27 protein-coding genes are annotated in these 22564 nt (G+C 36.5%); 14 read left to right on the plus strand and 13 right to left on the minus strand.

Annotated features, from left to right (window positions below; all coding sequences use genetic code 11):
* Positions 1–15 precede the first annotated feature (15 nt).
* The 3 genes from J2X31_RS14695 to J2X31_RS14705 are packed head-to-tail and all read left to right on the plus strand — an operon-like array spanning position 16 to position 3135.
* Positions 16–759: a tetratricopeptide repeat protein gene (locus J2X31_RS14695; protein WP_310027659.1), complete on the plus strand. Its 744-nt coding sequence runs from the start codon at positions 16–18 to the stop codon at positions 757–759.
* A gap of 27 nt (positions 760–786) precedes the next feature.
* Positions 787–1563, plus strand: a complete 777-nt coding sequence (locus J2X31_RS14700; RefSeq protein WP_310027661.1) for an AraC family transcriptional regulator — start codon at positions 787–789, stop codon at positions 1561–1563.
* A 60-nt stretch (positions 1564–1623) separates the two neighbouring features.
* On the plus strand, positions 1624–3135 hold the full coding sequence (locus tag J2X31_RS14705) for a S41 family peptidase (RefSeq protein WP_310027663.1): 1512 nt from the start codon (positions 1624–1626) through the stop codon (positions 3133–3135).
* Between the two features lie 4 nt (positions 3136–3139).
* Here the strand turns inward: J2X31_RS14705 and J2X31_RS14710 are convergent, their stop codons facing one another.
* Positions 3140–3658 carry a CvpA family protein gene (locus tag J2X31_RS14710; RefSeq protein ID WP_310027664.1) on the minus strand — a complete coding sequence of 173 codons (519 nt, stop codon included), beginning with the start codon at positions 3656–3658 and terminating at the stop codon, positions 3140–3142.
* Between the two features lie 128 nt (positions 3659–3786).
* Here J2X31_RS14710 and J2X31_RS14715 point away from each other — a divergent pair, with 128 nt between their 5' ends.
* From J2X31_RS14715 to J2X31_RS14725, 3 genes are all read left to right on the plus strand, one after another.
* Positions 3787–4143 (plus strand): hypothetical protein, encoded by a 357-nt coding sequence (locus J2X31_RS14715; protein WP_310027665.1) that lies wholly within the window; start codon positions 3787–3789, stop codon positions 4141–4143.
* A gap of 85 nt (positions 4144–4228) precedes the next feature.
* Complete coding sequence (gene pheS / locus J2X31_RS14720) at positions 4229–5248, plus strand: phenylalanine--tRNA ligase subunit alpha (RefSeq protein WP_310027667.1); 1020 nt, start codon at positions 4229–4231, stop codon at positions 5246–5248.
* A 163-nt stretch (positions 5249–5411) separates the two neighbouring features.
* Entirely contained in the window at positions 5412–5819 is a 408-nt protein-coding gene (locus J2X31_RS14725) for a hypothetical protein (RefSeq protein WP_310027669.1), read from the plus strand.
* 36 nt (positions 5820–5855) lie between these two features.
* Here the strand turns inward: J2X31_RS14725 and J2X31_RS14730 are convergent, their stop codons facing one another.
* From J2X31_RS14730 to J2X31_RS14775, 10 genes are all read right to left on the minus strand, one after another.
* Complete coding sequence (locus J2X31_RS14730) at positions 5856–6851, minus strand: NAD(P)H-dependent glycerol-3-phosphate dehydrogenase (protein WP_310027670.1); 996 nt, start codon at positions 6849–6851, stop codon at positions 5856–5858.
* A gap of 441 nt (positions 6852–7292) precedes the next feature.
* Complete coding sequence (locus J2X31_RS14735; RefSeq protein ID WP_310027671.1) at positions 7293–8450, minus strand: iron-containing alcohol dehydrogenase; 1158 nt, start codon at positions 8448–8450, stop codon at positions 7293–7295.
* 67 nt (positions 8451–8517) lie between these two features.
* Positions 8518–9297 carry a type 1 glutamine amidotransferase domain-containing protein gene (locus J2X31_RS14740; protein WP_310027673.1) on the minus strand — a complete coding sequence of 260 codons (780 nt, stop codon included), beginning with the start codon at positions 9295–9297 and terminating at the stop codon, positions 8518–8520.
* A 183-nt stretch (positions 9298–9480) separates the two neighbouring features.
* Positions 9481–10044, minus strand: coding sequence for a Crp/Fnr family transcriptional regulator (locus J2X31_RS14745; protein WP_310027675.1), 564 nt, complete (start codon positions 10042–10044; stop codon positions 9481–9483).
* A 78-nt stretch (positions 10045–10122) separates the two neighbouring features.
* Positions 10123–10704 (minus strand): nicotinate (nicotinamide) nucleotide adenylyltransferase, encoded by a 582-nt coding sequence (gene nadD, locus J2X31_RS14750; protein ID WP_310027676.1) that lies wholly within the window; start codon positions 10702–10704, stop codon positions 10123–10125.
* 68 nt (positions 10705–10772) lie between these two features.
* Positions 10773–11348 carry a guanylate kinase gene (gene gmk / locus J2X31_RS14755; RefSeq protein WP_310027678.1) on the minus strand — a complete coding sequence of 192 codons (576 nt, stop codon included), beginning with the start codon at positions 11346–11348 and terminating at the stop codon, positions 10773–10775.
* Between the two features lie 135 nt (positions 11349–11483).
* A complete protein-coding gene (locus J2X31_RS14760) occupies positions 11484–12344 on the minus strand; it encodes a YicC/YloC family endoribonuclease (RefSeq protein WP_310027680.1) in 861 nt (286 codons plus the stop codon).
* A gap of 273 nt (positions 12345–12617) precedes the next feature.
* The gene (locus tag J2X31_RS14765; RefSeq protein WP_310027682.1) at positions 12618–13499 is read right to left on the minus strand and encodes a DMT family transporter; all 882 of its coding nucleotides are present in this window, start codon (positions 13497–13499) and stop codon (positions 12618–12620) included.
* On the minus strand, positions 13499–13849 hold the full coding sequence (locus J2X31_RS14770) for an arsenate reductase family protein (RefSeq protein ID WP_310027683.1): 351 nt from the start codon (positions 13847–13849) through the stop codon (positions 13499–13501). The genes J2X31_RS14765 and J2X31_RS14770 overlap by 1 nt, the downstream gene beginning before the upstream one ends.
* An 85-nt stretch (positions 13850–13934) precedes the next feature.
* Positions 13935–14561 carry a hypothetical protein gene (locus tag J2X31_RS14775; RefSeq protein WP_310027685.1) on the minus strand — a complete coding sequence of 209 codons (627 nt, stop codon included), beginning with the start codon at positions 14559–14561 and terminating at the stop codon, positions 13935–13937.
* A gap of 84 nt (positions 14562–14645) precedes the next feature.
* Between J2X31_RS14775 and J2X31_RS14780 the strand changes: the two genes are divergently transcribed.
* Complete coding sequence (locus J2X31_RS14780; RefSeq protein WP_310027686.1) at positions 14646–15101, plus strand: DinB family protein; 456 nt, start codon at positions 14646–14648, stop codon at positions 15099–15101.
* Here the strand turns inward: J2X31_RS14780 and J2X31_RS14785 are convergent.
* Positions 15094–15837 carry a PdaC/RsiV family protein gene (locus J2X31_RS14785; protein ID WP_310027688.1) on the minus strand — a complete coding sequence of 248 codons (744 nt, stop codon included), beginning with the start codon at positions 15835–15837 and terminating at the stop codon, positions 15094–15096. The genes J2X31_RS14780 and J2X31_RS14785 overlap by 8 nt on opposite strands.
* A 124-nt stretch (positions 15838–15961) precedes the next feature.
* Between J2X31_RS14785 and J2X31_RS14790 the strand changes: the two genes are divergently transcribed.
* Positions 15962–17146 (plus strand): cystathionine gamma-synthase, encoded by a 1185-nt coding sequence (locus tag J2X31_RS14790; protein WP_310027706.1) that lies wholly within the window; start codon positions 15962–15964, stop codon positions 17144–17146.
* Between the two features lie 110 nt (positions 17147–17256).
* Positions 17257–17667 carry a hypothetical protein gene (locus tag J2X31_RS14795; RefSeq protein WP_310027690.1) on the plus strand — a complete coding sequence of 137 codons (411 nt, stop codon included), beginning with the start codon at positions 17257–17259 and terminating at the stop codon, positions 17665–17667.
* A gap of 11 nt (positions 17668–17678) precedes the next feature.
* On the opposite strand, the gene J2X31_RS14800 is transcribed toward J2X31_RS14795, so the two are convergent.
* Positions 17679–18146, minus strand: coding sequence for a gliding motility lipoprotein GldH family protein (locus tag J2X31_RS14800; RefSeq protein ID WP_310027692.1), 468 nt, complete (start codon positions 18144–18146; stop codon positions 17679–17681).
* A 182-nt stretch (positions 18147–18328) separates the two neighbouring features.
* On the opposite strand from J2X31_RS14800, the gene J2X31_RS14805 reads away from it, so the two are divergent.
* The 5 genes from J2X31_RS14805 to J2X31_RS14825 all read left to right on the plus strand — a co-directional run bounded on the left by J2X31_RS14805 (position 18329) and on the right by J2X31_RS14825 (position 22294).
* On the plus strand, positions 18329–19276 hold the full coding sequence (locus J2X31_RS14805; protein WP_310027707.1) for a 2-hydroxyacid dehydrogenase: 948 nt from the start codon (positions 18329–18331) through the stop codon (positions 19274–19276).
* A gap of 236 nt (positions 19277–19512) precedes the next feature.
* Positions 19513–20019: a hypothetical protein gene (locus J2X31_RS14810; RefSeq protein ID WP_310027693.1), complete on the plus strand. Its 507-nt coding sequence runs from the start codon at positions 19513–19515 to the stop codon at positions 20017–20019.
* Positions 20016–21029 carry a DNA (cytosine-5-)-methyltransferase gene (gene dcm / locus J2X31_RS14815; RefSeq protein ID WP_310027694.1) on the plus strand — a complete coding sequence of 338 codons (1014 nt, stop codon included), beginning with the start codon at positions 20016–20018 and terminating at the stop codon, positions 21027–21029. The genes J2X31_RS14810 and dcm overlap by 4 nt, the downstream gene beginning before the upstream one ends.
* A complete protein-coding gene (locus J2X31_RS14820) occupies positions 21022–21768 on the plus strand; it encodes a PDDEXK family nuclease (protein WP_310027695.1) in 747 nt (248 codons plus the stop codon). The genes dcm and J2X31_RS14820 overlap by 8 nt, the downstream gene beginning before the upstream one ends.
* A 169-nt stretch (positions 21769–21937) precedes the next feature.
* Positions 21938–22294, plus strand: coding sequence for a hypothetical protein (locus J2X31_RS14825; protein WP_310027697.1), 357 nt, complete (start codon positions 21938–21940; stop codon positions 22292–22294).
* Positions 22295–22564 lie beyond the last annotated feature (270 nt).

Here is a 22564-nt window from a genome sequence, read left to right on the forward strand (position 1 = left end):
TATAATTCAAGAAAAATGAAAAATTTAATTTATATATTTTTATTAATCACCTCAACTTTCTTTGCCCAAACCGGCTTTGAAAAAGGAAATGAATTGTACCGAAAAGACCAGTTTCAAGAAGCAGTCGTTGCTTATGAAAGTATCTTGAAAACCAAAAAGGAATCGGCAGAATTGTATTTTAATTTGGCAAATGCTTATTATAAATTGAATAAGGTTGCACCAGCGATTTACAATTATGAAAAAGCTTTATTGCTAAGTCCAAACGACAAAGACATCCAAAACAATCTGGCTTTTGCCCAAAAACTACAGATTGACGACATCAAGCAAGTTCCAAAAGTAGGTTTTAGCAAACTCATTCAGGATTTTACTTCTTCTTATCATTACAATACTTGGGGTTGGATTGCAGTTGGATTTTCAACGCTGTTTTTATTGTTTTTTATTGGCTATTATTTCTCCCAAACTACTTTGCTGAAACGTGTTTTCTTTGTTGGAATGTTCTTGGCTTTGTTGGTAATTGTGTTAAGCGTTTCATCGGCTATTTTCGAGAGATCAAACTATGAAAACGACAAACCAGCGATTGTTTTTGCCGAAATCACATCTGTGAAAACAGAACCAAAACAAGATGCTCCTGACGCTTTTATGCTTCACGAAGGAACAAAAGTTCACGTTTTGGAAACACTTGACAATTGGAAAAAAATCGAACTTTCAGATGGAACTTTGGGTTGGATTGAACAATCGGCAATTAAGGAATTGAAGTAATTTAGTTGCAAATATCAAAAAGCGGAAATGACATTTGATGGTTTAGAATACATCTCGATTGAACATCAAACCACGGAATTTCCAAAGCATTTCCACGAAACGTTTTGCATTTCGCTGATTCATTTAGGAACAGAGCAAATTGATTTTGAAAATCAGAGCCTTTTTTGCGAAGCTGGAAGCATTTCGATTACCAATCCGTATGAGATACATTCCAATCCTTTAATTGATGCCAATGCTCCTTTGAAATTCGACACCATCTATATTCCAAATGAGATTATGAAATATGGTTGTGAGGGTAAAAATATCATCTTCCTGAATAGAAAAATCAGCAATAAAAACGCCAATCAATCCTTTATCAAGCTCAAAAAGGCAATTGAAAGTAAGAACGATACAGAAATCGACTTTTGTTTAAAACAATTTTTGACTGTTCTTCAATTTTATGCCCAAGAAAATAAGGACGAATATACCGGATTGAATTTTAGTAGTTTCAACCAAATCAACACCTTTGTAGAAAGTAATATTCACAATCGGTTTTGCTTGAATGAGCTTTCAGAATTAGCGAATATTAATAAATATGGTTTCGTAAAAAAATTCAAAGCATCCACAGGAATGACGCCGATGAATTATATTTTGATGAAAAAAATATTTTCCAGCAAGAAATTAATTGACCGAAATGCCGAATTGACTGAAATTGCTTATCAATATAACTTCACCGATTTAGCACATTTTTCCAAAACATTTAAACGCTTTATTGGAGTTTCGCCAACAAAATATAAGGAAGGGTTTCTGAAAAAATTAAATTGACCAATATTATACAAGTCATATTATTCTTATCGGTTTACATTTGAAAAAGTTTAAGATCAAATGAAACAACCTTACTTCTTCCTATTTCTAGTTTTTTTATTTTCAAACCTCACCTTTTCTCAATCGGTTGACGATGTATTTCCGCAGAAAAAAATGCGGAAAGATTTGGCAATTTTTAAAGATTTACGCCAAAAAGCAAATTCAGGTCTTTACAAATATCGAACTCAAAAACAGATTGACAGCATTTATTCTTGGGCTGACAATGAAATTAAATACCTTTCAACTTACAGGGATTTCTATAATTTGATTTGCAAACTCACTGATTTTGAAGGCAGTTTGCACAATGACACTTCACTTCCCGATAAAATTTTTCAAAATTTGCGAAAAGAAAAATCAGGTTATTTTCCTTTTCCAATTAAATGGATCGACGGGAAATGGCTAGTGAATTTTGAAAATGGAGAAATTCCTTTAGGCTCCGAGATTATTTCAATCAATGGAATTCCAATTGCTGAAATCATTTCAAGTCTATATAAATATTACACAACAGATGGTGAAAATTTAACGGGCAAAAAAATAGGCCTTCGAACTCATTTTGCACGCTATTTCAGGTTGCATTATGGTTTGAAAGACCAATTTATAGTTTCTTATAAAAAGCAAAATACTGAACAGATAGAGACCAAGACAATTTCTGGCGTAAGCCATAACGATTATTACAAGAACTTTCAAAACCGATTTTCAAAACCATACGACCAAATTTATTATGTTGATTTAGCAGACAATCAGAAATATAATTTTAAAAAACTGGATTCTTTAACGGCGAAGTTGACGATTTATTCTTTTGCAATGGGTGACGAAAAATCGAAAGAACATTCGGAATATGTGAAATTTCTAGACAGTGTTTTTATACAAATAAAGAAGGACAATATAAAAAATCTGATTGTTGATGTTCGTCAAAACGGCGGTGGAACAGACCCAAATGATCTTGTTACTTATTCCTATTTGGCTCAAAGAAATTTCCAAGAAAACAAGAAAGCATGGATAAGCTTTAAAAAAATTCCTTTGTTGAAGTATTATAATATAAATGTCCCAAAAATTATTCGACCGCTTTTGGTGGGGAAATTTAATAAAGAGTTTCAGGAGATTTTTCCTGTGGAAGAAAATCATCGTTTTTATCAAAATGAAAACAGCAACGACCATAAAATATGGACTCCAAACAAAAATGCATTTACGGGCAAAATTTATTTACTTATAAGTCCGGCAATTGCTTCGGCTGGAAGTTTATTTGCTTCAATGGCTGCCGGAAACGAAAATACGACAACAATTGGCGAGGAAACTATGGGTGGATATTATGGTCATAATGGACATACACCACTGGAATATAAATTACCAAAATCAAAAATTATAACTCAATTTTCTGTAGTTAATTTGGAACAAGATGTGCCTAAAAAAGAGCATCAAATCAAGAATAGAGGCATTATTCCTGATTATCATATTGTTCAAACGTATAAGGATTATTTAAAACAGGCTGACACACAACTGGATTTCGTGTATGATTTGATAAAGAAGAATTGAATTTTCAGTTTTCAGTTTTATCACCTTCTTTGAACTCCATAAACCAATTTTCAAGAGCCGGATAAACCAATCCTGAAATTTCCAAAGTTGGATAATAAATCAGAGATTCAACCAAAGTCTCTTTCTCTACAATTTCGGTTTTTTCATTGAATTTATGAAAGAAATGTAGCGAAACACTCAAAATCAAAATCGTTTTCAATAATCCAAAAAAACCGCCTCCAATTTTGTTTATCATTCCTAAACTTGCAAAATTTGCCAGTGTCGTAAAGGCTTTCGCCAAAGCCGTAATACCTACAACAACTAGAACAAATGTCAAGGCAAAAGCCACAATCTGAACTGTTTTTGGCGACCAAGAAACATGACTTTCAATTATGGATTGCGTCAAGAATGAAAATTTTATTGCGATATAAATCCCTAAAATTAGCGAAACAAAAGAAGCCAACTCTACAAAAAAACCATTCCAAACACCTCGGATGATGCCGTAGATTAGGAAACCGCCAAGGATGATATCAAATAAATTCATAATAAAAGATAAAACAGCCAAGATAAAAGACTTTAGTAGAAAAACAAAACACAAAACCTATCTTTGCAAACTAATTTTGATTAAGCTTTGAAAATCCTAAATCAAAAAATATTAAATCCTAAATCAAAATGTCTAGAGATATACAACTAAAAGAACGATGGGAAAAACTCGTTGAACTATTATCCAATCAGTTTTCGCAAGGCGAAGATTTAGATTTGGATGCCATTATTTACCTAATTGGGGTTCAGGAATTGGGAAAAGTCCACCGAACGTTCAAGAAAGACGAGAAACTCAACCTGATGCACATCGCCATTTGCCGACTTCTAGAACCGTATGGTTTTTATGAATTTGAACATTTCGATAACGACGGTTGGCCACATTACAAAGTAAAAGAAGCTTTACCACCTTTAAAAGCAGGAGAACAATCGGTTTTAATGAAAGAAGCCATTGTCAGTTATTTTCTTGAAAAAGAATTAATTGATTAAAGCAGTTGATTTGGTCGTAAAACTTCCAACTTCTAACTTCTAACTTCCAACTTTTTCCTAAATTTGCACCTCACATTTGAAGACGATGATAGACAAGATTAAAGAATATATTGGCGAAGCCCAAGCTTTTCAAACCGATAACAAGCAAACACTCGAAGAATTCCGAATCAAATTCCTAGGAAGCAAAGGCCTTTTGAAAGAGCTTTTTGCCGAATTTAAAAATGTTCCCAACGAACAGAAAAAAGAATTCGGACAAGTTATCAATACACTGAAAAACACGGCCGAAGAAAAAGTAAAATCCATCCAGGAATCCCTTGAAAACAAGGAAGAAACAAAAGGAATTTATGGCGATTTGACCCGTCCGGGCGAGCCTTTGTCCATCGGTTCCCGTCATCCCATTTCATTGGTGAAAAACCAAATCATTGACATCTTTTCAACCATAGGATTCAACGTTTCCGAAGGTCCGGAAATTGAGGACGATTGGCACAATTTCACCGCCTTGAATCTTCCAGAATACCACCCGGCTCGTGATATGCAGGATACATTTTTTATCCAAACCAATCCCGATGTCTTGTTGAGAACCCATACTTCGTCCGTTCAGGTTCGCTATATGGAAAACAATAAACCGCCAATCCGCACCATTTCTCCAGGACGCGTTTTCCGTAATGAAGCCGTTTCGTCACGTTCGCACTGTATTTTCCATCAAGTTGAAGGACTTTACATCGACAAGGATGTTTCTTTTGCCGATTTAAAGCAGACGCTTCTATATTTTACCAAAGAAATGTTCGGAAAATCAAAAATCCGTCTTCGTCCGTCCTATTTTCCATTTACAGAACCGAGTGCCGAAATCGACATCTATTGGGGCTTGAAAACCGAAACAGATTACCGAATCACGAAAGGAACAGGCTGGTTAGAAATTGGAGGTTGCGGAATGGTTGACCCGAACGTACTTAAAAACTGTGGCATCAACCCAGACGAATTCACGGGTTTTGCCTTCGGAATGGGAGTCGAGCGAATCGCAATGCTCTTGCACCAAATCGGCGACATCCGTATGTTCTATGAAAACGACATCCGTTTCTTGGAGCAATTCAAATCGAGCATATAAAGTATTAGGAGCGGAAGCTGTAGGGCATTTTGGGAAACCTTATTCCTGCCTTCCTTCCTCTCGTCCAAAAGACGAGATCCCTCCAGTCAGGGCTAAAAGAAAAACCATTTTCACTAAATAAACCATAAGCGAACGATGAGATTGCTTCGTTCCTCGCAATGACATGAAAAAAGACATCATCATCCCAAAAGTAGAAAACGTTTTTATGGCTGCCGTTCAAGAATGGAACGACGATTTCATGGAAAAGGTTTGGTACATCTATCTGGTAAACGACTCCGATTTTGATTTGGATAGTGTGATGGTCGTTTCAAAAGCATTTGGAACCATTGATGGCGAAATGAAAAAAACTTCGCTCCTGCGTCACGCTTTCGTGAAAGTTCCCGCTGTTTCTGTAGTAAAAGTAGAAATGGTGGAAAAAAGCGTCCTTGCTTTGAACAATGAATTTATGGTTACCTATTTTATCGGAAGTACTTTATACGATAAAAAATTTACTTTCAGAACCAACACCATCAACGAAAAGGCTACTGAAGAAGTGCCTATTTTGTTTGTTAATGGTGTTATTGTTCGTTAAACTATCTTTTTATTTAGAATGTCTTCTTGGGCTGAATTAATCCAACTTATCCGTTAATTTCTTGAATACCTTTTTGGCTTCTTTTCCTTCATATAAAATGCTGTAAACGGCATCAATAATTGGGGTTTTTGCACCATATTCCTGATTTAATTGATAGGCACTTTTTGTGGCATAATAGCCTTCGGCCACCATACTCATTTCCATCATTGCTGATTTTACGGTATAGCCTTTCCCGATCATATTTCCGAACATTCTGTTTCTGGAAAACACCGAATAACCTGTAACCAGCAAATCACCCAAATAAGCCGAATTATTGATATTCCGTTTCATCTTATGCACTTTTCGGATGAATTTTTTCATCTCACGAATTCCGTTACTCATCAAAACCGATTGGAAATTGTCGCCATAACCTAAACCGTGAGCCATTCCGGCTGCAATGGCATAAATATTTTTTAGCATTGCGGCATATTCTGTTCCGATAATATCATCGGTGATTTTGGCCTTGATGTAGTTTCCAGACAAGCATTTGGCTACAATCTTGGCTTTTGTGGCATCTCCACAGGCAATTGTTAGATAAGATAATCTTTCTAACGCCACTTCTTCTGCATGGCAAGGTCCAGTTATGACACCAATATTATCATATTCGATATCGTATTTTTCATGGAAATGTTCGCCAACAATAAGGCTTGTTTCTGGAACGATACCTTTTATGGCAGAGAAAATTACTTTTCCTTTCAGGCTTTCGGTAAGTTTTTGCAATTCGCCATTTAAGAAAGCAGATGGAATTGCAAAGATGATATAATCTGCATAGGCGACAGCTTCATTGATATCGCTTGTGAGTTTCAGTTTATTGATATTGAATTCAACCGAACTCAAATAATTAGGATTATGATGGTGTTGTTGTATATGTTCGATTGCATCGGTGTTTCGCATGTACCACGCTATTTCAGGGAGGTTTACACATAACATTTTAGCGATTGCTGTTGCCCAACTTCCACCACCGATTACTGCAAATTTTGGATATTCTGTCATTTTTTGGTTTTTTAGTACTTGTAAATTACTAATAAGCCTCAAAAATACTTAAAATACTAGAAAGAACACCGTTTTTACTTCCCAAGAATGTATTTGAGAATATAAATTTTAACTCAAAATTGTGATTATCAATACAATGTAGCAAAATCTTCTACGTTAATATAATTGTAAACAGTGAAGTGGTTATCCTGTTTACGCTATAAAAAATAATTTAGTTAGTTAAGATTTTGTTTTTGGTGTTTTGAAAAAGGCACTCCAGGATTTATTCCAGGAGTGCCTTTTGATTTTAGCAAAGATTTGCAGAAGTTTAAAGAATGCCTAAAGTTTTCATCTAGCCCCGATGGAGACTTTGTCTGAGCTCTTGTCTCGTTCATAAAAACGAGACAAAGCGAGTGGCTCCAGCGGGAATATGGTTTCCAAAAATGCCCTAGCGTTTCGCTCCTAATAGCTAGCTTCTACAATTTTGTGTACTTTCTCTGGAGTGATATTTTGTTTCTCGCCCAAAGCTTTCCAACCTCTATTTTCGAAACGCTCCACAATAAAATCGGCAGATTTTTTATAGTCTTCGGTATATTCAGACAGCTTGGTGTCCATTCCCATCAGGTGGAAAAACTCAACGGTTTTGTTGATGGCTTCTTTGGCAATTTCGTCGTCGCTTCCTGTTAGGTTGAAGATGCGTTTCCCGTATTGGGTGAGTTTTTCTTTTTTGGTTTCGAACATTACCGTATAAAGATTTGGGGCAATGATGGCAAGGGTTCTGGCGTGATCTATTCCGTAAAGAGCCGTGAGTTCGTGACCAATCATGTGAGTAGTCCAGTCGGTTATAACGCCTTTGTTGAGCAACCCGTTTAGTGCCATTGTGCAACTCCACATGAAGTTTGAAGCCAACTTATAATCGCTAGGGTTTTCTACGACTTTTGGTCCGATTTCGATTAAAGTTTGCAGAATTCCTTCGGCAATTCGGTCTTGCAGATAAGCATCTTGAGGATAAGTCATGTATTGTTCCATGACGTGAGTGAAGGCATCTACAATACCATTTTCGATTTGTCTTTTTGGAAGCGATGCAATAGTTGTTGGATCGCAAACCGAGAATTGAGGATAAAGTGCTGGACCTCCAAATGAAAGTTTTTCTTGGGTTTTGGCAATGGTTACAACAGTACTCGAATTCATTTCGCTTCCTGTAGCAGGCAAAGTCAAGACGGTCCCGAACGGAACTGGAGTTCCTGTTATAGGAGCCTTTTTTTGTAATAAATCAATCGGGTTTCCTTCGAAATTTACGGCAACGGAAATAAATTTCACGCCATCAATTACGGAACCTCCTCCAACTGCGAGAATAAAATCGAGGTTTTTTTCCTTGATAACTTCGACAGCTTTCATAAGGGTTTCGAAATGTGGGTTGGGTTCGATGCCGCCAAATTCGACGATTTCGTAGCCTTCAAGACTCTTGATGACTTGTTCGTGAACTCCATTTTTAAAGATACTTCCACCGCCATAGGCCAGAAGAATTTTAGCGCCTTGAGGAATTACTTTTGATAATTTTTCTATTTGTCCTTTCCCAAAAATATAATTGGTCGGGGTGAATAATTCGAAATTTTGCATGATTATTTTGTTTTAAGTAAAATTACGGAATTGATCAGGGAACAATTCGTAAGAATGTGTTAAGAAATTATTTCTTGATTAATTTCAATTCTTTTAAAATGGCTTCTCCAACTCCTTTTGCAGATTGTGGATTCTGACCTGTAACCAACCTTTGGTCAACGGTAACATGTTTCTGCCATAGACCTGATTTTTCAAACTTCGCTCCGCGTTCAATCAATTTTGATTCCAAAGCAAACGGAACGACTTTCTCCAATTTTACGGCAATTTCTTCTTCGTTGGTAAAAGCATTTACTTTCTTGCCGTCTACCAAATATTTTCCGTTACTTAATTTGATATTGACCAAACCAGCTGGACCATGGCAAACAGCACCCACGACACCATTGTTTTCATGGATGGTGGTTGCTATTTTGGCAATTTCGATGTTATCTGCAAAATCCCACATCGCTCCGTGACCACCTGCATAATAAATCGCAACATAGTCATTTGGATTCACTTCCGAAGGTTTCATCGAGTTACTGATTTTGTTGTGGTAAACGGAATCTTCCCAGAATTCCTTGTTCACCGGGTCGCTCAAATCAAAACCGTCAACGGGAGGCGTTCCGCCTTTTGGACTCACGAAATCAATTGTATAGTCGTCTTTCAACACTTCCCATGCATGGGAAACTTCCCCAAGATAATAACCTGTTGACTCGCCAGTATCTCCTTTTTTGTCGTGGCTAGAAACCACAAATAGAATTTTCTTTTCCATCTTTTTCGCTTTTTTAGTTTGTGCAATTCCTATTTCTGAATGTAGTGTGACAGCAAATAAAGTGATTGCCATCAAACCCGATGTAAGTATCTTTTTCATGATATAAATTGTTTAAAATTGATACTACAAAGTTCAGAAGAAACAGCTTTCCTGACGATGAGGGAAGTCACAACTTTTGTGTGACGAAAATCACTTTTTTGCCACAGATTCACAGATTAAAAAAGATTTATAAAATCTATGGCTATTATTTCGGTACTACTCTGACCCCAAGTGAGCGTTTATTCAGGAACCGAATCGGCTCAAGGTTTCACGGGAAACACCAAGGTAGGAAGCAATCAGTTTTTTAGGGACTTTTTGGAAAAGGATGGGATTGAGTTGCAACAATTGTTCATAACGCTGTTGCGGATTATTGTTCAGCATCGACAGGATTCTTTGCTGTAGGGCAATATAGCCTGCATTTGATTTTCTGCGGAAAAAATGTTCCATCTTATGCATTTCTGAACAGATTTTTTCACGGTTGTACAAAGACAGGCAAAGTACCTCGGTGTCCTCTACACAATCAATATTTAGTGTCGCTTTAGTCTGATTGAAATAGGCATTGAAATCGCAAATCCACCAATCCGGAAGTCCAAATTGCAGGATGTGTTCTTTTCCGTCTGGACTCGTATGATACAGTTTAAGACAACCTTCCAAAACAAAAAAATCATTGGGAACATCTTCGCCTTCTTGCACTAGAAACTGGTGTCTCTTGTATTTTTTTGGAGAGAAATGCGACAATATATACTCAAATTCACCATCTGTAAGTGGTGTGATTTTTTCGATTTGCTGTCGGAGGAGTTGACTCATTTTTTATTTGTTTGCCGTAGATTAAAAGGATTGCCACGGATTTTTTTTAAAGAAATTATATTTAATCTGTGGCTTAAATTACTTCTTATAAAACAAATTATGGTCGATATATTCCCAAACTTTGTTCGGAAGCATCGGCACCACATTTTTATTGTTCTTGATGCTTTCGCGGATAAACGTCGATGAAAGTTCAATCACAGGAGCTCCAACCCTATGAATTTTTGAATGGTTGATAAACTGGCTGTCAATTTCTCCCGAATTCAACCTTGGGTACACATAAATATCGTGGTTTTGAAGAATCACTTCATAGTTTTTCCATTTCTGGAGCGAGTTCAAGTTGTCTTCGCCCATAATCAAGGCAAACTCATGTTGCGGAAATTTCTCCTGCAAATGAGCCAAGGTATTTACGGTATAATTAGGCTGTGGTAATTTGAATTCAATGTCCGAGGGTTTTATTTTCGGGAAGCTTTCAGTTGCTAGAAAAACCATCTGAAGTCTATGGTAATCATCCAGCAAAGTATTTTTCTTTTTCAGCGGATTGTGTGGCGTCACGACCATCCAAATCTGCTCCAAATCAGAGTTCTCCGCCATATGATTTGCAATAATCAAATGACCAACATGGATGGGGTTGAACGTTCCGAAATACAATCCTATTTTCATTTAAACACAGATTTCACAGATTTCACAGATAATTTGTGCTAATCTGTGGAATCTGTGTTGAATATTTTTTAAATCATTTTAAGGTAATCCGATACTAATTTATAAGCATCCGTTTTGGCATTTTCAAGGTCATAATTTTTCAAGATGACATCAAATTTATGCGATTCTGCGATTTCCCTTTCGGCTTTCGCCAAACGCATCTGGATCTTTTCCTCGGTTTCCGTCTGACGAAAACGCAATCTTCTTTCGAGTTCTTCAACCGAAGGCGGACTCACAAAAATTGCCAAGGTCTTATCCGGAAATTGGCGTTTGATTTCCAATCCACCAATCACATCGATATCAAAAATCACGTGTTTGCCTTCGTTCCAAATACGGTCGAGTTCGCTTTTCAAAGTGCCGTAATAATTGTCCTTGTAAACCTCTTCATATTCTACAAAGGCATTTTCTTTAATCTTTTGCTGAAAAGCTTCCGCAGATAAAAAATAATAATCTTTTCCATCCACCTCATCTCCTCTTTTTTCGCGCGAAGTTGCCGAAATCGAAAAATCGAGATGCAATTCTTTCTGGGCTAATAAATATTTTACGATCGTCGTTTTTCCCGATCCCGAAGGTGCTGAAAAAACTAATAATTTTCCGTTACTCATTCTATTTTTCTTTTACTTTCCTGCAAGGTTTTCAGAACCTTGTAGGTCTGCTTTATTATAGATACAAAGTTTAAAACCTTGTAGGTTTTGTTTTATTATACCTACAAGGTTTTGAAAACCTTGCAGGATAAAAACTTATAATACGTTCAAAACCTGTTCCTTGATTTTTTCCAATTCATCTTTCATCTGCACCACCAATTTCTGCATTTGTGCATGATTGGATTTTGAACCCATCGTGTTGATTTCACGACCCATTTCTTGTGTAATGAAACCTAATTTCCTACCGTTTGCTTCATTTCCTGCAAGCGTTTCGATGAAATAATTCAAGTGGTTTTCCAGACGTACTTTTTCTTCCGTGATATCATATTTCTCAAGATAAAAAATCAATTCTTGTTCAAAACGATTGTCATCCAAATTCACTTTCAATTCATCAATTGCCGTGCGAAGTCTGGTTTTTACCGTTTGGATTCTTTCGCCATCAAGAGCCACCGTTTCGTTCATCATAGTCATGATATTGGCAATACGATGAAGAAATTCTTTCTCCAAAGCCACACCTTCCGAAATTCTGAAAGCTTGGATATTCTTGATTCCCTCTTCGATTACAACTTGAATTTGAGCCCAATCATTTTCGTCAATTTCATCACGTTCGGTCTTCAAAGCATCAGGCATACGAACCGCCATTTTCATCAATTCCGTTTCATCTGCTTCTGCATAAACTTCACGAAGCTGACTGATATAAGCCTTTACAATCGGAACATTCACTTTCGTAGAAGTCTGTTCGGCCGTGTTTTCCATAAAAATAGAAAAGTCGATTTTGCCTCTTTCCAAAACCGTCGACAATTGATTTCGCAAACCCAACTCCATTTCTCGGTAAACCGAAGGCATTCTCACATTCAGGTCCAATCCCTTGCTGTTCAACGATTTTATTTCAACAGTTATTTTTTTGGTCGGAAGCTGTAAAGTCGCCTTCCCGAAACCCGTCATCGATTGTATCATATATTTTTTAAAAAGAGTTCAAAGATAAGAAAAACTGTTCAGTCTTTGGTAGTCAGACCCTAAATGCGTGAATTATCAGGAGCGAAAGGTTCGGGCTTTTTCAGAATCCATATTCCTGCCATCCTTCCAAATCTTTTTATTTTTTTAAAGAAAAAAAATAAAAAGGATTTTCCCTCCTGTCAGGGCTATTGGGCCAACCCTAAATCCTCACTTTGCGACTTAGCGTCTTGGCGAGAAAAAAGTAGCTCGCAAAGACGCAAAGACGCAAAGTTTCTATTTCTTCTGTTGTGTCACCAAATAAACCCCAACAAAAATCAGTAAAGCAGAAATGATTTTAACCAAACTCAAAGAATCCTTGCCCAAACCAATCGCAAAAACTGTAGCAAAAAGCGGTTGCAGATAAATAAAAACAGCCACCGTTGTAGGTTTCAATTCCCGCATCGAAAGCAAATTCAATAAATAGGTCAGAAAAGTAGAAAAGACAACGACAAAACCAATTTTCCAGCAAATGCCTTCAGGCAATGATGCCACATCAAGACCTTGCAACTCCTTGTATCCAAAAGGCAAAACCATCAAAAACCCAAACAAATAAATCCATTTTACAAACGTAAAAGCATTGTATTTGTCCATCAGTTTTTTCACAATTATAAGATAAAAACCATACGAAACCGCATTGACAAAAACCAAGAAATTCCCCAAACTTGCATTAGTAGCGTTGCCGATGGATTTTCCGTAAAGGATTAAAAAAGCAGTCCCAACTAAACCTAAAATAATACCGAAAACCTTTCGTTTCAGCATTCTTTCTTTCATAATAATAGCCGAAAGAATCAGGACAATTATAGGTGTCGTGACCATAATTACCGAAGCAGAAATAGGCGAAGTATAACTCAAACCTTTAAAAAAAGTCAGCATATTAAAGGCTACACCAAAAAATGCTGCAGCGATAATTCGCGGAAAATCACCCAACATTATTTTTTCTTTTGGTATAAATAGCCAGGACAGCCAAAATAAAAGGACAGAACCTCCAACACGCAAAACGATAAAACCATAAGCATCAATGTATTCTGGCATGACGTCTTTGGCAATGGTGAACGTCACACCATAAATAATAGAAACTAATGTTGCGGCAAAAAGAGCGAGGTTCCTTTTCGACATTATTTCAAGACTTGCGTAACAGCATGAATGCTAGGCTGGCTGTTGCCGATGTAGATTTTTCCGTCGATGATGAAAACCGGACGACTTAAAAAAGTATAATGTTCCAACAAATATTTCTTGAAATCTTCCTCTTTCAAGTTTTTGTCTTTTAACCCTAAAGATTTGTAAAGCTGTGCCTTCTTGCTGAAAAGTGCTTCGTAACTTCCGGCAAGTTGATACATTTCCTCTAATTCCTCTTCGGTAATTGGATTCTGACGGATGTCGTGAAATTCCAATTTATCCATATTCGGAAGTGATTTGATGATTTTTCGGCAGGTGTCGCACGAAGCGAGGTAGTATATTTTGTTCATTGGGATTTATTTTGTGGTGCAAAGGAAATTCATTTTGGAATGAAAAATGGTATTTTCATAGAATAAAAGTTTATTGTGATGTATTTTACGGAAGCATGAATTTCCCCAGAAAACCAGTCCAAACATATAAACCTAATAACGAACCAATAATTCCGCCGATAATTAAATTGTATCTAAATCTAATAGGCACAAAAGAAAACACAACAAAGGAACATATTATGCAACCTAAAAGCCCCGTAATGATTCCAATTGTAGCAGAATGTAGATTTAACATTTCTGAAATCTTAGCTTCATCTCCATAAAATGAAAATTCACAAGTAATTAAAGCATTCACGAACGACATAGTGAGATTAAAGCATTGTCTTAGCCAAAAAAGAGATAAAAATGTTGCAACCCAATCTATTAATTTGAAATGATCATTGTTTCTTCTTCGTATTAATATTAAAACAAAACCAATCATTCCAGTAGAGATTGTTTGTATTGGTCCAGCCAAGAGTATTGATAATTCTTTCACCAAAAAAGCAGGGCTGTTTTCTATTTCAACATCAAACGAAACATTACTATGATGCAATGTAGGGTTAAATCCCAGCCTTTTAGCGACAAAAAAGTGACCACATTCATGAGAAACAGTCCCAATAATGGTCAATAGAATAAAAATTAGCGTAAACTTTACTATATGTAGTATTTCAAAATTTAATTTAAAAGAGTTCATCTATTCGGGAGTTAATTTCTGTAGATGAAATTACGAGTATTTTATTAATGAGTTTAAAAGAATTGTATTTTTACAAAAAAAACAATGCAATACGCTTTCGAAACTACCCTAACGAGCAGAAAACAATTAGCTGGTTTCTTAAAAAATTATACTCTGGAACAATTGAATATGGTTCCAGAAGGTTTCAGCAATAACCTCATCTGGAACATCGGACATACAATTGTGGTACAACAATTATTGGTCTATAAACTATCGGGATTGCCTACCATGCTTTCCGAAGAAATGATTTTAAAATACCAAAGAGGAAGCCGACCAGAAGGTTTTGTAGATCAAAAAGAAGTGGACGAGCTACACGAACTGCTTTTTAAAACCATCGACCAAACCATCATTGATTTTAAAAATGACATTTTCAAAAACTATCATTTGTTTACCAATAGTTTAGGATTTACAATTAAAAGTGCTCAAGAAGCCGTTGCTTTTAATTACTACCATGAAGCTATTCATATGGGAATTATGATGAGTATCCGGAAATTTATTTAACCAACAAATAAGGCTTCAACTCCTCATAAGTCAGCAATAAATCCTTCGGACCGTCTGCATACGAAGCCACTTCATAAGTATTGTAATACAGCAACAATCCTTTTTGTGTATAGAAAATACTCAAAGGCAACTCAAATACATCTTCTTCAAACATTAGTCCGGTGACGTTAATATTTTCTTCGGTTGGAATCTTATATTTCGTTCTGAATTTGTCTTCGGCGAAAGCCTTGAACTTGTTTAAATCCCTAAAAAGAAATTCTGTTGGGATGTTTTTTCCTGTTTTTGGATCAAAAAGCAACGAACGGATTCCTTCGTATCCGTGGGCTCCACCTGTAAAAGTGTAATGCTTTATTTTTATGTTGATGACGCTGTCGCTTTCGTAGGCAACCTTCCCTTCTATCTTGCCTTCCCAACCAAAAATTTCCTTTGGGTTTTTCGTTTTCATTTCGTCATACGAAGCGATAAAGGAATCCAAGAGTCCTTGATAATCTGTGGATGGATACGGTTTTTCTCCAAAATAAATAATTTCTCTTACCACCGAAAATACTTTCTTGTTGATGCTGTCGGCCACAATTGGAACATTATCGGCTACGGGAACGGTCAAAGTCACTTCAGGACAATTTTCAGTACAGGGCAACGACGATTTCTTTGAGAAATGTTCTTCCTTGAAGGTCAGTTCATTTTTACAGCTTGATAAAAAAAGTACTAAAATGGCGAGGGTGAAAAGCTTGTTCATAATAAAGAAATGTTAATAATAACAAAGGTATTGTATTCAAAATTGGCTTACACAAAATTAAACGGTAAATTTGTTGCATTATTTATAAAATTGAAGAAAAACGATATGAAATTGCCACAATATTCTGGCATTCACTTTACTCTTTAAAAACAAAACCAACTATATGAAATTTAATACAAAAGTTATACATGGTGGTCAACATCATGATCCAAGTACGGGAGCTGTGATGCCTCCTGTTTATCAAACTTCTACATTCGTTCAGACAAGTCCGGGAAAACCCCTCAACGAAAACTACGAATACAGCCGTGCGGCAAACCCAACACGTTCTGCTTTAGAAAATGCTTTCGCAAGCATCGAAAACGGAACACGCGGTCTGGCTTTTTCATCAGGTTTGGCGGCTACAGATTGCGTTTTACGTTCGTTTAAAGCCGGCGACGAAATCATTGCCATGGACGATTTGTATGGAGGAACCTACAGAATGTTTACCCGTATTTATGGGAATTCTGGAATCAAGTTTCACTTTGTAGATATGAATGATTTGGAGAAATTCCAATCCCTAATCAACGAAAACACCAAATTGGTTTGGGTAGAAACGCCAACCAATCCGCTAATGAAATTGGCCGACATCGAAGCCATTGCTAAAATCACTAAAAAGCACAACCTGCTTTTTGCGGTTGACAATACTTTCGCAACACCATACCTTCAAAAACCTTTGGATTTGGGTGCTGATATTGTGATGCACTCTGCTACTAAATATTTAGGAGGACACTCTGATGTTATCGCGGGAGCGTTGATCGTTAAGGATGAAAAACTGGGCGAACAATTGCATTTCCAACAATTTGCCACAGGAGCTACACTAGGACCAATGGACAGTTTCTTGGTATTGAGAGGTATCAAAACCCTTCACTTGAGAATGCAGAGACATTGCGAGAATGGAGAAAAAGTAGCTGCCTTCCTAGAAAATCATCCTAAGATAAAAACTGTTTATTATCCTGGACTAAAAAGCCATCCGTTTCATGAATTGGCGAAGAAGCAAATGAAAGGTTTTGGCGGAATGGTTTCGTTCACTTTTACGTCAGGCAAAAAAGAAGATGCCGTTTCCTTCCTAGAAAAATTAGAAGTATTCACGTTGGCGGAATCTTTAGGTGGTGTTGAATCATTGGCGAATCATCCGGCCTTGATGACACACGCTTCCATTCCGGAAGACAAGCGAAAAGAAATCGGAATCAGTGATGATTTGGTTCGATTGAGTGTTGGTGTGGAAGACATCGACGACTTGCTTGCCGATTTGGAAAAAGCGTTGAGCTAAAAAATTTAAAATAATGATGTAGAAAAGGTCTCAGGATGCATAACCCCGAGGCCTTTCTTTTTTTCTTACTTTTGCGATGGAACATTATTGCAAACTTAAAACCTACAATTTTGAAAAATACTCCAACCCTCCTATCCGTCTTGTTCAGCCTCTTTTGTTGTTCAATTGCAACTGCCCAAACCGACAATAAACAACTCATTCTAGGTTGTTGGGAAGTCCGACAGGTGATCTTCACCAAGGAAGTCGAAGATTCAGATGAAATAAGTATGGAGGCACTTGGAACGATCATTTGTTTCGAAAAGGACGGGAAGTTCATCAACAAAAAAGGCGAAACTATCGCTAAAGGAAACTACAAACTCTCTGAAAACGGACGAACGCTTTATCAAAATTCCGAGTCGGATATAGCTGCACCAAGTAATCATATTCAAGAAGACATTCCCGGTCAGATCATGATGTTGAGCAATACCGAACTTCAAATTCAAGCCCAGGAAATGATTCTTTACTTTAGAAGGGGAGAATAATTCGTTTTTGATTAGTCGATCGAAGCATAGACCTCTATCCCAAATCCGAGGATGTTCGGAAGGTATTCGCCTTGAAAGTTATGACTGATCGTTACTTTATATTTTCCAACTTCTAGTGGGAGATTTTCGAAAACATTTACATATAAATCGCAGATGTCTCCTGCACAATCGCCATTATCTTTTCCGTTTTTATCCGTTATTTCGAGGGTAATGTTTTTGGTTGTAACCGTTTTATCAGGGTTTTCAATCGTAACTAGTAAAAGAACTGACGGAAATTGATAGCCAAAGATATGGGCAAAATGTATGTCCATGTTATAATTAGTTGCACCTTGGGTAATTTCAAACTCATACGTCCTTACATCTGTTTTTTGCCAACGTTGCTCTTCGAAATTCCTTTCAAATTTGTCGTACACAGTGTTTTTTTCGCAGGACGAAAGTGCAACAAGCATTAAAACGGCTACTACTCTACTAATTTTCATGATTGATGGTTGTTTAGGGATTTATTTGTCTAAGATAACTTAAAAACGATTTGCTACATTTATTATTACATTGAATGTAGAAAACTACATTTTAAAGGGCTAAAATGTAGTATAAGTGTAATCTCAGTGTAAAAAAAATGTAATTTTACGCTCCTTGAGTTCCTACTAAAAAACACAATATGATGCGAATACTGCACATCGATGGCAATCATCCTTTACTAAAAGCCCAACTCGAAGAAGCCGGACATCTCAATGAAGATGATTTCACTTCAAGCAAACAAGAAGTGGAAGCCAAGATACACGACTATGATGGCATCGTAATAAGAAGCCGTTTCAAGATCGACAGACAGTTTCTGGACAAGGCGACGAACCTAAAGTTTATTGCCCGTGTTGGTGCCGGTTTGGAGAGCATCGATTGTGAGTATGCCACAGCAAAAGGCATTCACCTCATTGCCGCTCCCGAAGGAAACCGTAATGCCGTAGCCGAACACGCTTTGGGAATGCTATTGTCGTTGTTCAACAACCTCAACAAGGCCAATGCCGAAGTAAAATCAGGGAAATGGTCGAGGGAAAGCAACCGCGGTCATGAACTCGATGGCAAGACCGTTGGCATCATTGGTTATGGGAATATGGGAAAGGCTTTCGCCAAAAAGCTACGCGGTTTTGAGGTAGAAGTTTTGTGTTATGACATCAAGGAAAATATAGGCGATGAAAATGCAAGGCAGGTTTCATTAGAAGAATTGCAACAAAAAACAGACGTACTCAGCCTTCATATTCCGTGGACACCCGAAACCGACCGTATGGTGAACATTCCTTTTATCGAATCGTTCGCAAAGGCATTCTGGCTGATCAATACCGCAAGGGGCAAAAGCGTGGTAACGGATGATTTGGTTTCGGCTTTGCAACTGGGCAAGATACTGGGTGCCGGATTGGACGTTTTGGAATACGAGAAATTATCCTTTGAACATTTGTTTACCGATGGCGAAATGCCGTCGGCTTTTCAATACCTGATTCAGGCGGATAATGTGATCTTGACTCCACATATTGCGGGATGGACGTTTGAAAGCCATGCTAAATTGGCTCAGGTTATTGTGGATAAGATTTTGGAAGTGGAGGCAAAAGGCAAATAGGCAATAGGCAAGAGCTTATTGTGGTTACTGTCCTTATTGTATAAAGAAAGCCTCTAGTGATAGGAGCTTTTTGCTTTTTTATATTTAAAGTTGTCGGAGGCATTTCCGAGGTTGTCGGAATTCATTGCCATCAAGATTTAGGAGTGTCGTAAGTAAGGAAATTTGGAAATGATGTTCTAGGTATCTCTCAAAAAATAAATTAATGTTGTAGTTTTGTCATACATACAACCCCTGAAATGAGAGTAGAACAATTATATTTATCAATGGTAATTCCTGTAATGAAAGAATTTAAAGTTTGTGAAATTTATGTTTATGAATTAAAAAAATTTGACCAAGAATTAGCAGAGTCTATGAATCAAAAGAATATTTACGCAGCACTAGATTTACCTGATTTTAAACATATTAAAGAAACTAAATTAGAGGCAAATATCATAACGCTTGCTTGTAGAAAACTTGGCATTGGCAGTGAAGTAAATTTAGTAAAAGACAAGGGTTTGAAAATCTTGAATATTGATGGTGAAAAATATCAATTGATTTTCTTCCCATCAGGCACAGTTCCAGAAGTTGACTTAAAACTAGAAAAAACGATTTATTTTATGTACCAGCCTAAATTTGAAAAAATATATTATTGTGGAAAATTAGACTTAAAAAAGCTTACCCCGACAACAACAAATAATTTTTACCTCAATCATTGTTACACCGAAACGAAAAAATTCATTGATTTTAAAAATTTAGTTCAATGATAGATATTCCAAAGTCAAAAACTAACAGCTTAAGTAAATATAAATTTATTGACTTATTTGCGGGAATAGGCGGCTTTCATTATGCCTTGTCTTCGTTTGGAGCAACTTGTGTTTTTTCTTCTGAATGGGATAAATATGCCACTGAAACATATAAAATCAATTTTAAAATTGAGCCAAAAGGAGACATAACGCAAATAAATGAAATAGATATACCCAACCATGATATTCTTTGTGGTGGGTTTCCTTGCCAGGCATTTTCGATTTCCGGTAAAAGGAAGGGCTTTGAAGACACAAGAGGAACTTTATTTTTCGATATTGCTAGAATTGCAAATTATCATCATCCGAAAGTTCTATTTCTTGAAAACGTTAAAAATTTAGTAAAGCACGATGACGGTAAAACGCTAGCCACGATTGTGAAAACCTTGGAGAATTTGAATTATTCAGTTTTTACTAAAGTTTTTAATGCAAGTCATTTTGGTTTACCGCAAAATAGAGAAAGAATTTATATAGTTGCTTTCAATAACAGTAAAATCAATTCAAAAAATTTCAAATTTCCTACTCCAACTAATGAACGTGTTTGTTTAGAACATATTCTTGAAGAAGAACCAAAAAACGCAAAAATAATTTTGAGAGATGATATTGAAATATATAAAACTTACAAAATTGAAAATTCATTGTTTGGTGAATTAGAATTATTGAACAAGCCTATCCAGATTGGAAAGGTAAATAAAGGAGGACAAGGAGAAAGAATATATCATTCATTAGGACATGCAATCACACTTTCAGCACATGGTGGTGGTGTAGGTTCAAAAACTGGGCTCTATCTGATAAATGGCAAAATCCGAAAATTATCTCCAAGAGAATGTGCTAGAGTTCAAGGATTTCCTGATGATTTTATACTAAATGATGCTGATGGGCAATCCTATAAACAGTTTGGTAATAGTGTTTCAATAAACGTTTTACAAAATATAATTCTTGAAATAGAAAAAATACTTAAGGAAAATGAATAAACTACAACTTCATGGTTCGCAAACTGCAAAAAATGGATTCTTAAACGAAGATGACATAGTTGTAAAGTTTAATAATTGGCAAACAGATGAAGAAGCTAAAAAATGGCTTTTAATCATGAACTATATTTTAGATGAAATTGAATCTGTTATAGCTGAAAAGTTAAGTGGACACAAAACTGACGTTCAAGTACAAGTAAGTATTAAACTGAAAAGCATAATTGATGCTCAAAATTTACAAGTAAAACTAGTAAGCAACACTAAAGGTTTTAATCAAATTGACAAAAGATGGGTTGATAAATATATTGAGATGTGGGATATGCCAGCTCCTATTATTTCAATTTTTAAAAGATATACGGGAGAAGAAATTCCAACTATCAAAAACCCAAAAGACAAAAGAAGAATGTTTGCAAATGAATTCAGCGAGTTAGAGCAAGAAATTGCCTTAAAATGGCTGGATAAAAATAAATCTTTAATTGTTTCAGACATTCTGAAAGGCAGAGGGCAATTTGCTGCTGAATGGATGTTGGTAGCACAAAAAGTAAAGGAAGATTCTCGCTGGATTTTGAAGCCTATGAATTTTTGTCTAAATCATTTTGGAAACGGAGAAGTTAGTATAACCAAGCAAGGTAATTTTAAAATTGCTAGAATTGGCATGCAAAGAAAAGGTGGTGATGGAGGAAGAAGTACTGCAAATATGTTGCAATTTAAAATAAATCCTGCTGAATTATTTGAAATTTAATTTTTCATATTTTATGTTATAGTACCCTAAGCTACCGCTAATCCCTTCCCATAAACACAATCAAAAAACCAAAACTGCAAGCCCAACCCTTGCAGTTTTTTTATGCATTACCCCTAATTATCAAATGATTAAATAAAAACCCTATCTTCGCTACACCCAAAACCCCAATATGAAAAAATTTCTACTCTTACTGGTATTCCTAGTTACCACCACCACTGTTTTCTCGCAGACAGTCTATATCACAAAAACAGGCGAAAAGTATCATAAGGAAACTTGTGCTCATTTGAGGAAATCGTCTATAAGTATCACCATTGAAGAAGCTCTTGAAAGAGGTTATGGGGCGTGTAAGGTTTGCAAGCCTGGAACTATTTCGAGCAAAACTTCTTTAACAGAAGGGAGTGAAAACACTACAACGGAAACCCAAAGCAAAAGCAGTGCTTCAGTTCAGTGCTCTGGAAAAACCAAGAAAGGAGCACGTTGCAAGCGGATGACAACAAACGGAAATGGCAGGTGCTATCAGCATTAAACAATTCCAATGCTGTGCGAAGCCTCACCTAACACGAGCCCAATGTCATTAAGTTAAGCTCAATCTTGTCCTCCCGACGAAGGAGGGAACTCACTAGGAACTAACTCAAAGAAAGACAAGATTGAAAATCTATTGCGATTCCTCGTTCCTCGGAAGGACAAAACGGGGTCTTTATTTTCTTAACTTAATGACATTGAACACGAGCCTCTCTGTGCTGTAAAATCAAATACCAAAACCAAAACACAAGTTGCTCAAATTCCCCTCCTTTTT

The organism is Flavobacterium arsenatis (assembly GCF_031456785.1).
In the GTDB taxonomy this organism is placed as follows: Bacteria; Bacteroidota; Bacteroidia; order Flavobacteriales; family Flavobacteriaceae; genus Flavobacterium; species Flavobacterium arsenatis.

Bases quoted from the DNA above. Each gene is read 5' to 3' on its own strand.
- J2X31_RS14780 (WP_310027686.1), top strand. From the start codon at position 14,646: ATGCAATACGCTTTCGAAACTACCCTAACGAGCAGAAAACAATTAGCT.
- J2X31_RS14760 (WP_310027680.1), bottom strand. From the start codon at position 12,344: ATGATACAATCGATGACGGGTTTCGGGAAGGCGACTTTACAGCTTCCG.
- J2X31_RS14810 (WP_310027693.1), top strand. From the start codon at position 19,513: ATGAGAGTAGAACAATTATATTTATCAATGGTAATTCCTGTAATGAAA.
- J2X31_RS14740 (WP_310027673.1), bottom strand. From the start codon at position 9,297: ATGAAAAAGATACTTACATCGGGTTTGATGGCAATCACTTTATTTGCT.
- J2X31_RS14770 (WP_310027683.1), bottom strand. From the start codon at position 13,849: ATGAACAAAATATACTACCTCGCTTCGTGCGACACCTGCCGAAAAATC.
- dcm (WP_310027694.1), top strand. From the start codon at position 20,016: ATGATAGATATTCCAAAGTCAAAAACTAACAGCTTAAGTAAATATAAA.
- J2X31_RS14710 (WP_310027664.1), bottom strand. From the start codon at position 3,658: ATGAATTTATTTGATATCATCCTTGGCGGTTTCCTAATCTACGGCATC.
- J2X31_RS14765 (WP_310027682.1), bottom strand. From the start codon at position 13,499: ATGTCGAAAAGGAACCTCGCTCTTTTTGCCGCAACATTAGTTTCTATT.
- J2X31_RS14725 (WP_310027669.1), top strand. From the start codon at position 5,412: ATGAAAAAAGACATCATCATCCCAAAAGTAGAAAACGTTTTTATGGCT.
- J2X31_RS14800 (WP_310027692.1), bottom strand. From the start codon at position 18,146: ATGAAAATTAGTAGAGTAGTAGCCGTTTTAATGCTTGTTGCACTTTCG.
- J2X31_RS14785 (WP_310027688.1), bottom strand. From the start codon at position 15,837: ATGAACAAGCTTTTCACCCTCGCCATTTTAGTACTTTTTTTATCAAGC.
- J2X31_RS14730 (WP_310027670.1), bottom strand. From the start codon at position 6,851: ATGACAGAATATCCAAAATTTGCAGTAATCGGTGGTGGAAGTTGGGCA.
- J2X31_RS14715 (WP_310027665.1), top strand. From the start codon at position 3,787: ATGTCTAGAGATATACAACTAAAAGAACGATGGGAAAAACTCGTTGAA.
- J2X31_RS14700 (WP_310027661.1), top strand. From the start codon at position 787: ATGACATTTGATGGTTTAGAATACATCTCGATTGAACATCAAACCACG.
- pheS (WP_310027667.1), top strand. From the start codon at position 4,229: ATGATAGACAAGATTAAAGAATATATTGGCGAAGCCCAAGCTTTTCAA.
- J2X31_RS14705 (WP_310027663.1), top strand. From the start codon at position 1,624: ATGAAACAACCTTACTTCTTCCTATTTCTAGTTTTTTTATTTTCAAAC.
- J2X31_RS14695 (WP_310027659.1), top strand. From the start codon at position 16: ATGAAAAATTTAATTTATATATTTTTATTAATCACCTCAACTTTCTTT.
- gmk (WP_310027678.1), bottom strand. From the start codon at position 11,348: ATGAGTAACGGAAAATTATTAGTTTTTTCAGCACCTTCGGGATCGGGA.
- J2X31_RS14825 (WP_310027697.1), top strand. From the start codon at position 21,938: ATGAAAAAATTTCTACTCTTACTGGTATTCCTAGTTACCACCACCACT.
- J2X31_RS14745 (WP_310027675.1), bottom strand. From the start codon at position 10,044: ATGAGTCAACTCCTCCGACAGCAAATCGAAAAAATCACACCACTTACA.
- J2X31_RS14820 (WP_310027695.1), top strand. From the start codon at position 21,022: ATGAATAAACTACAACTTCATGGTTCGCAAACTGCAAAAAATGGATTC.
- nadD (WP_310027676.1), bottom strand. From the start codon at position 10,704: ATGAAAATAGGATTGTATTTCGGAACGTTCAACCCCATCCATGTTGGT.
- J2X31_RS14805 (WP_310027707.1), top strand. From the start codon at position 18,329: ATGCGAATACTGCACATCGATGGCAATCATCCTTTACTAAAAGCCCAA.
- J2X31_RS14735 (WP_310027671.1), bottom strand. From the start codon at position 8,450: ATGCAAAATTTCGAATTATTCACCCCGACCAATTATATTTTTGGGAAA.
- J2X31_RS14775 (WP_310027685.1), bottom strand. From the start codon at position 14,561: ATGAACTCTTTTAAATTAAATTTTGAAATACTACATATAGTAAAGTTT.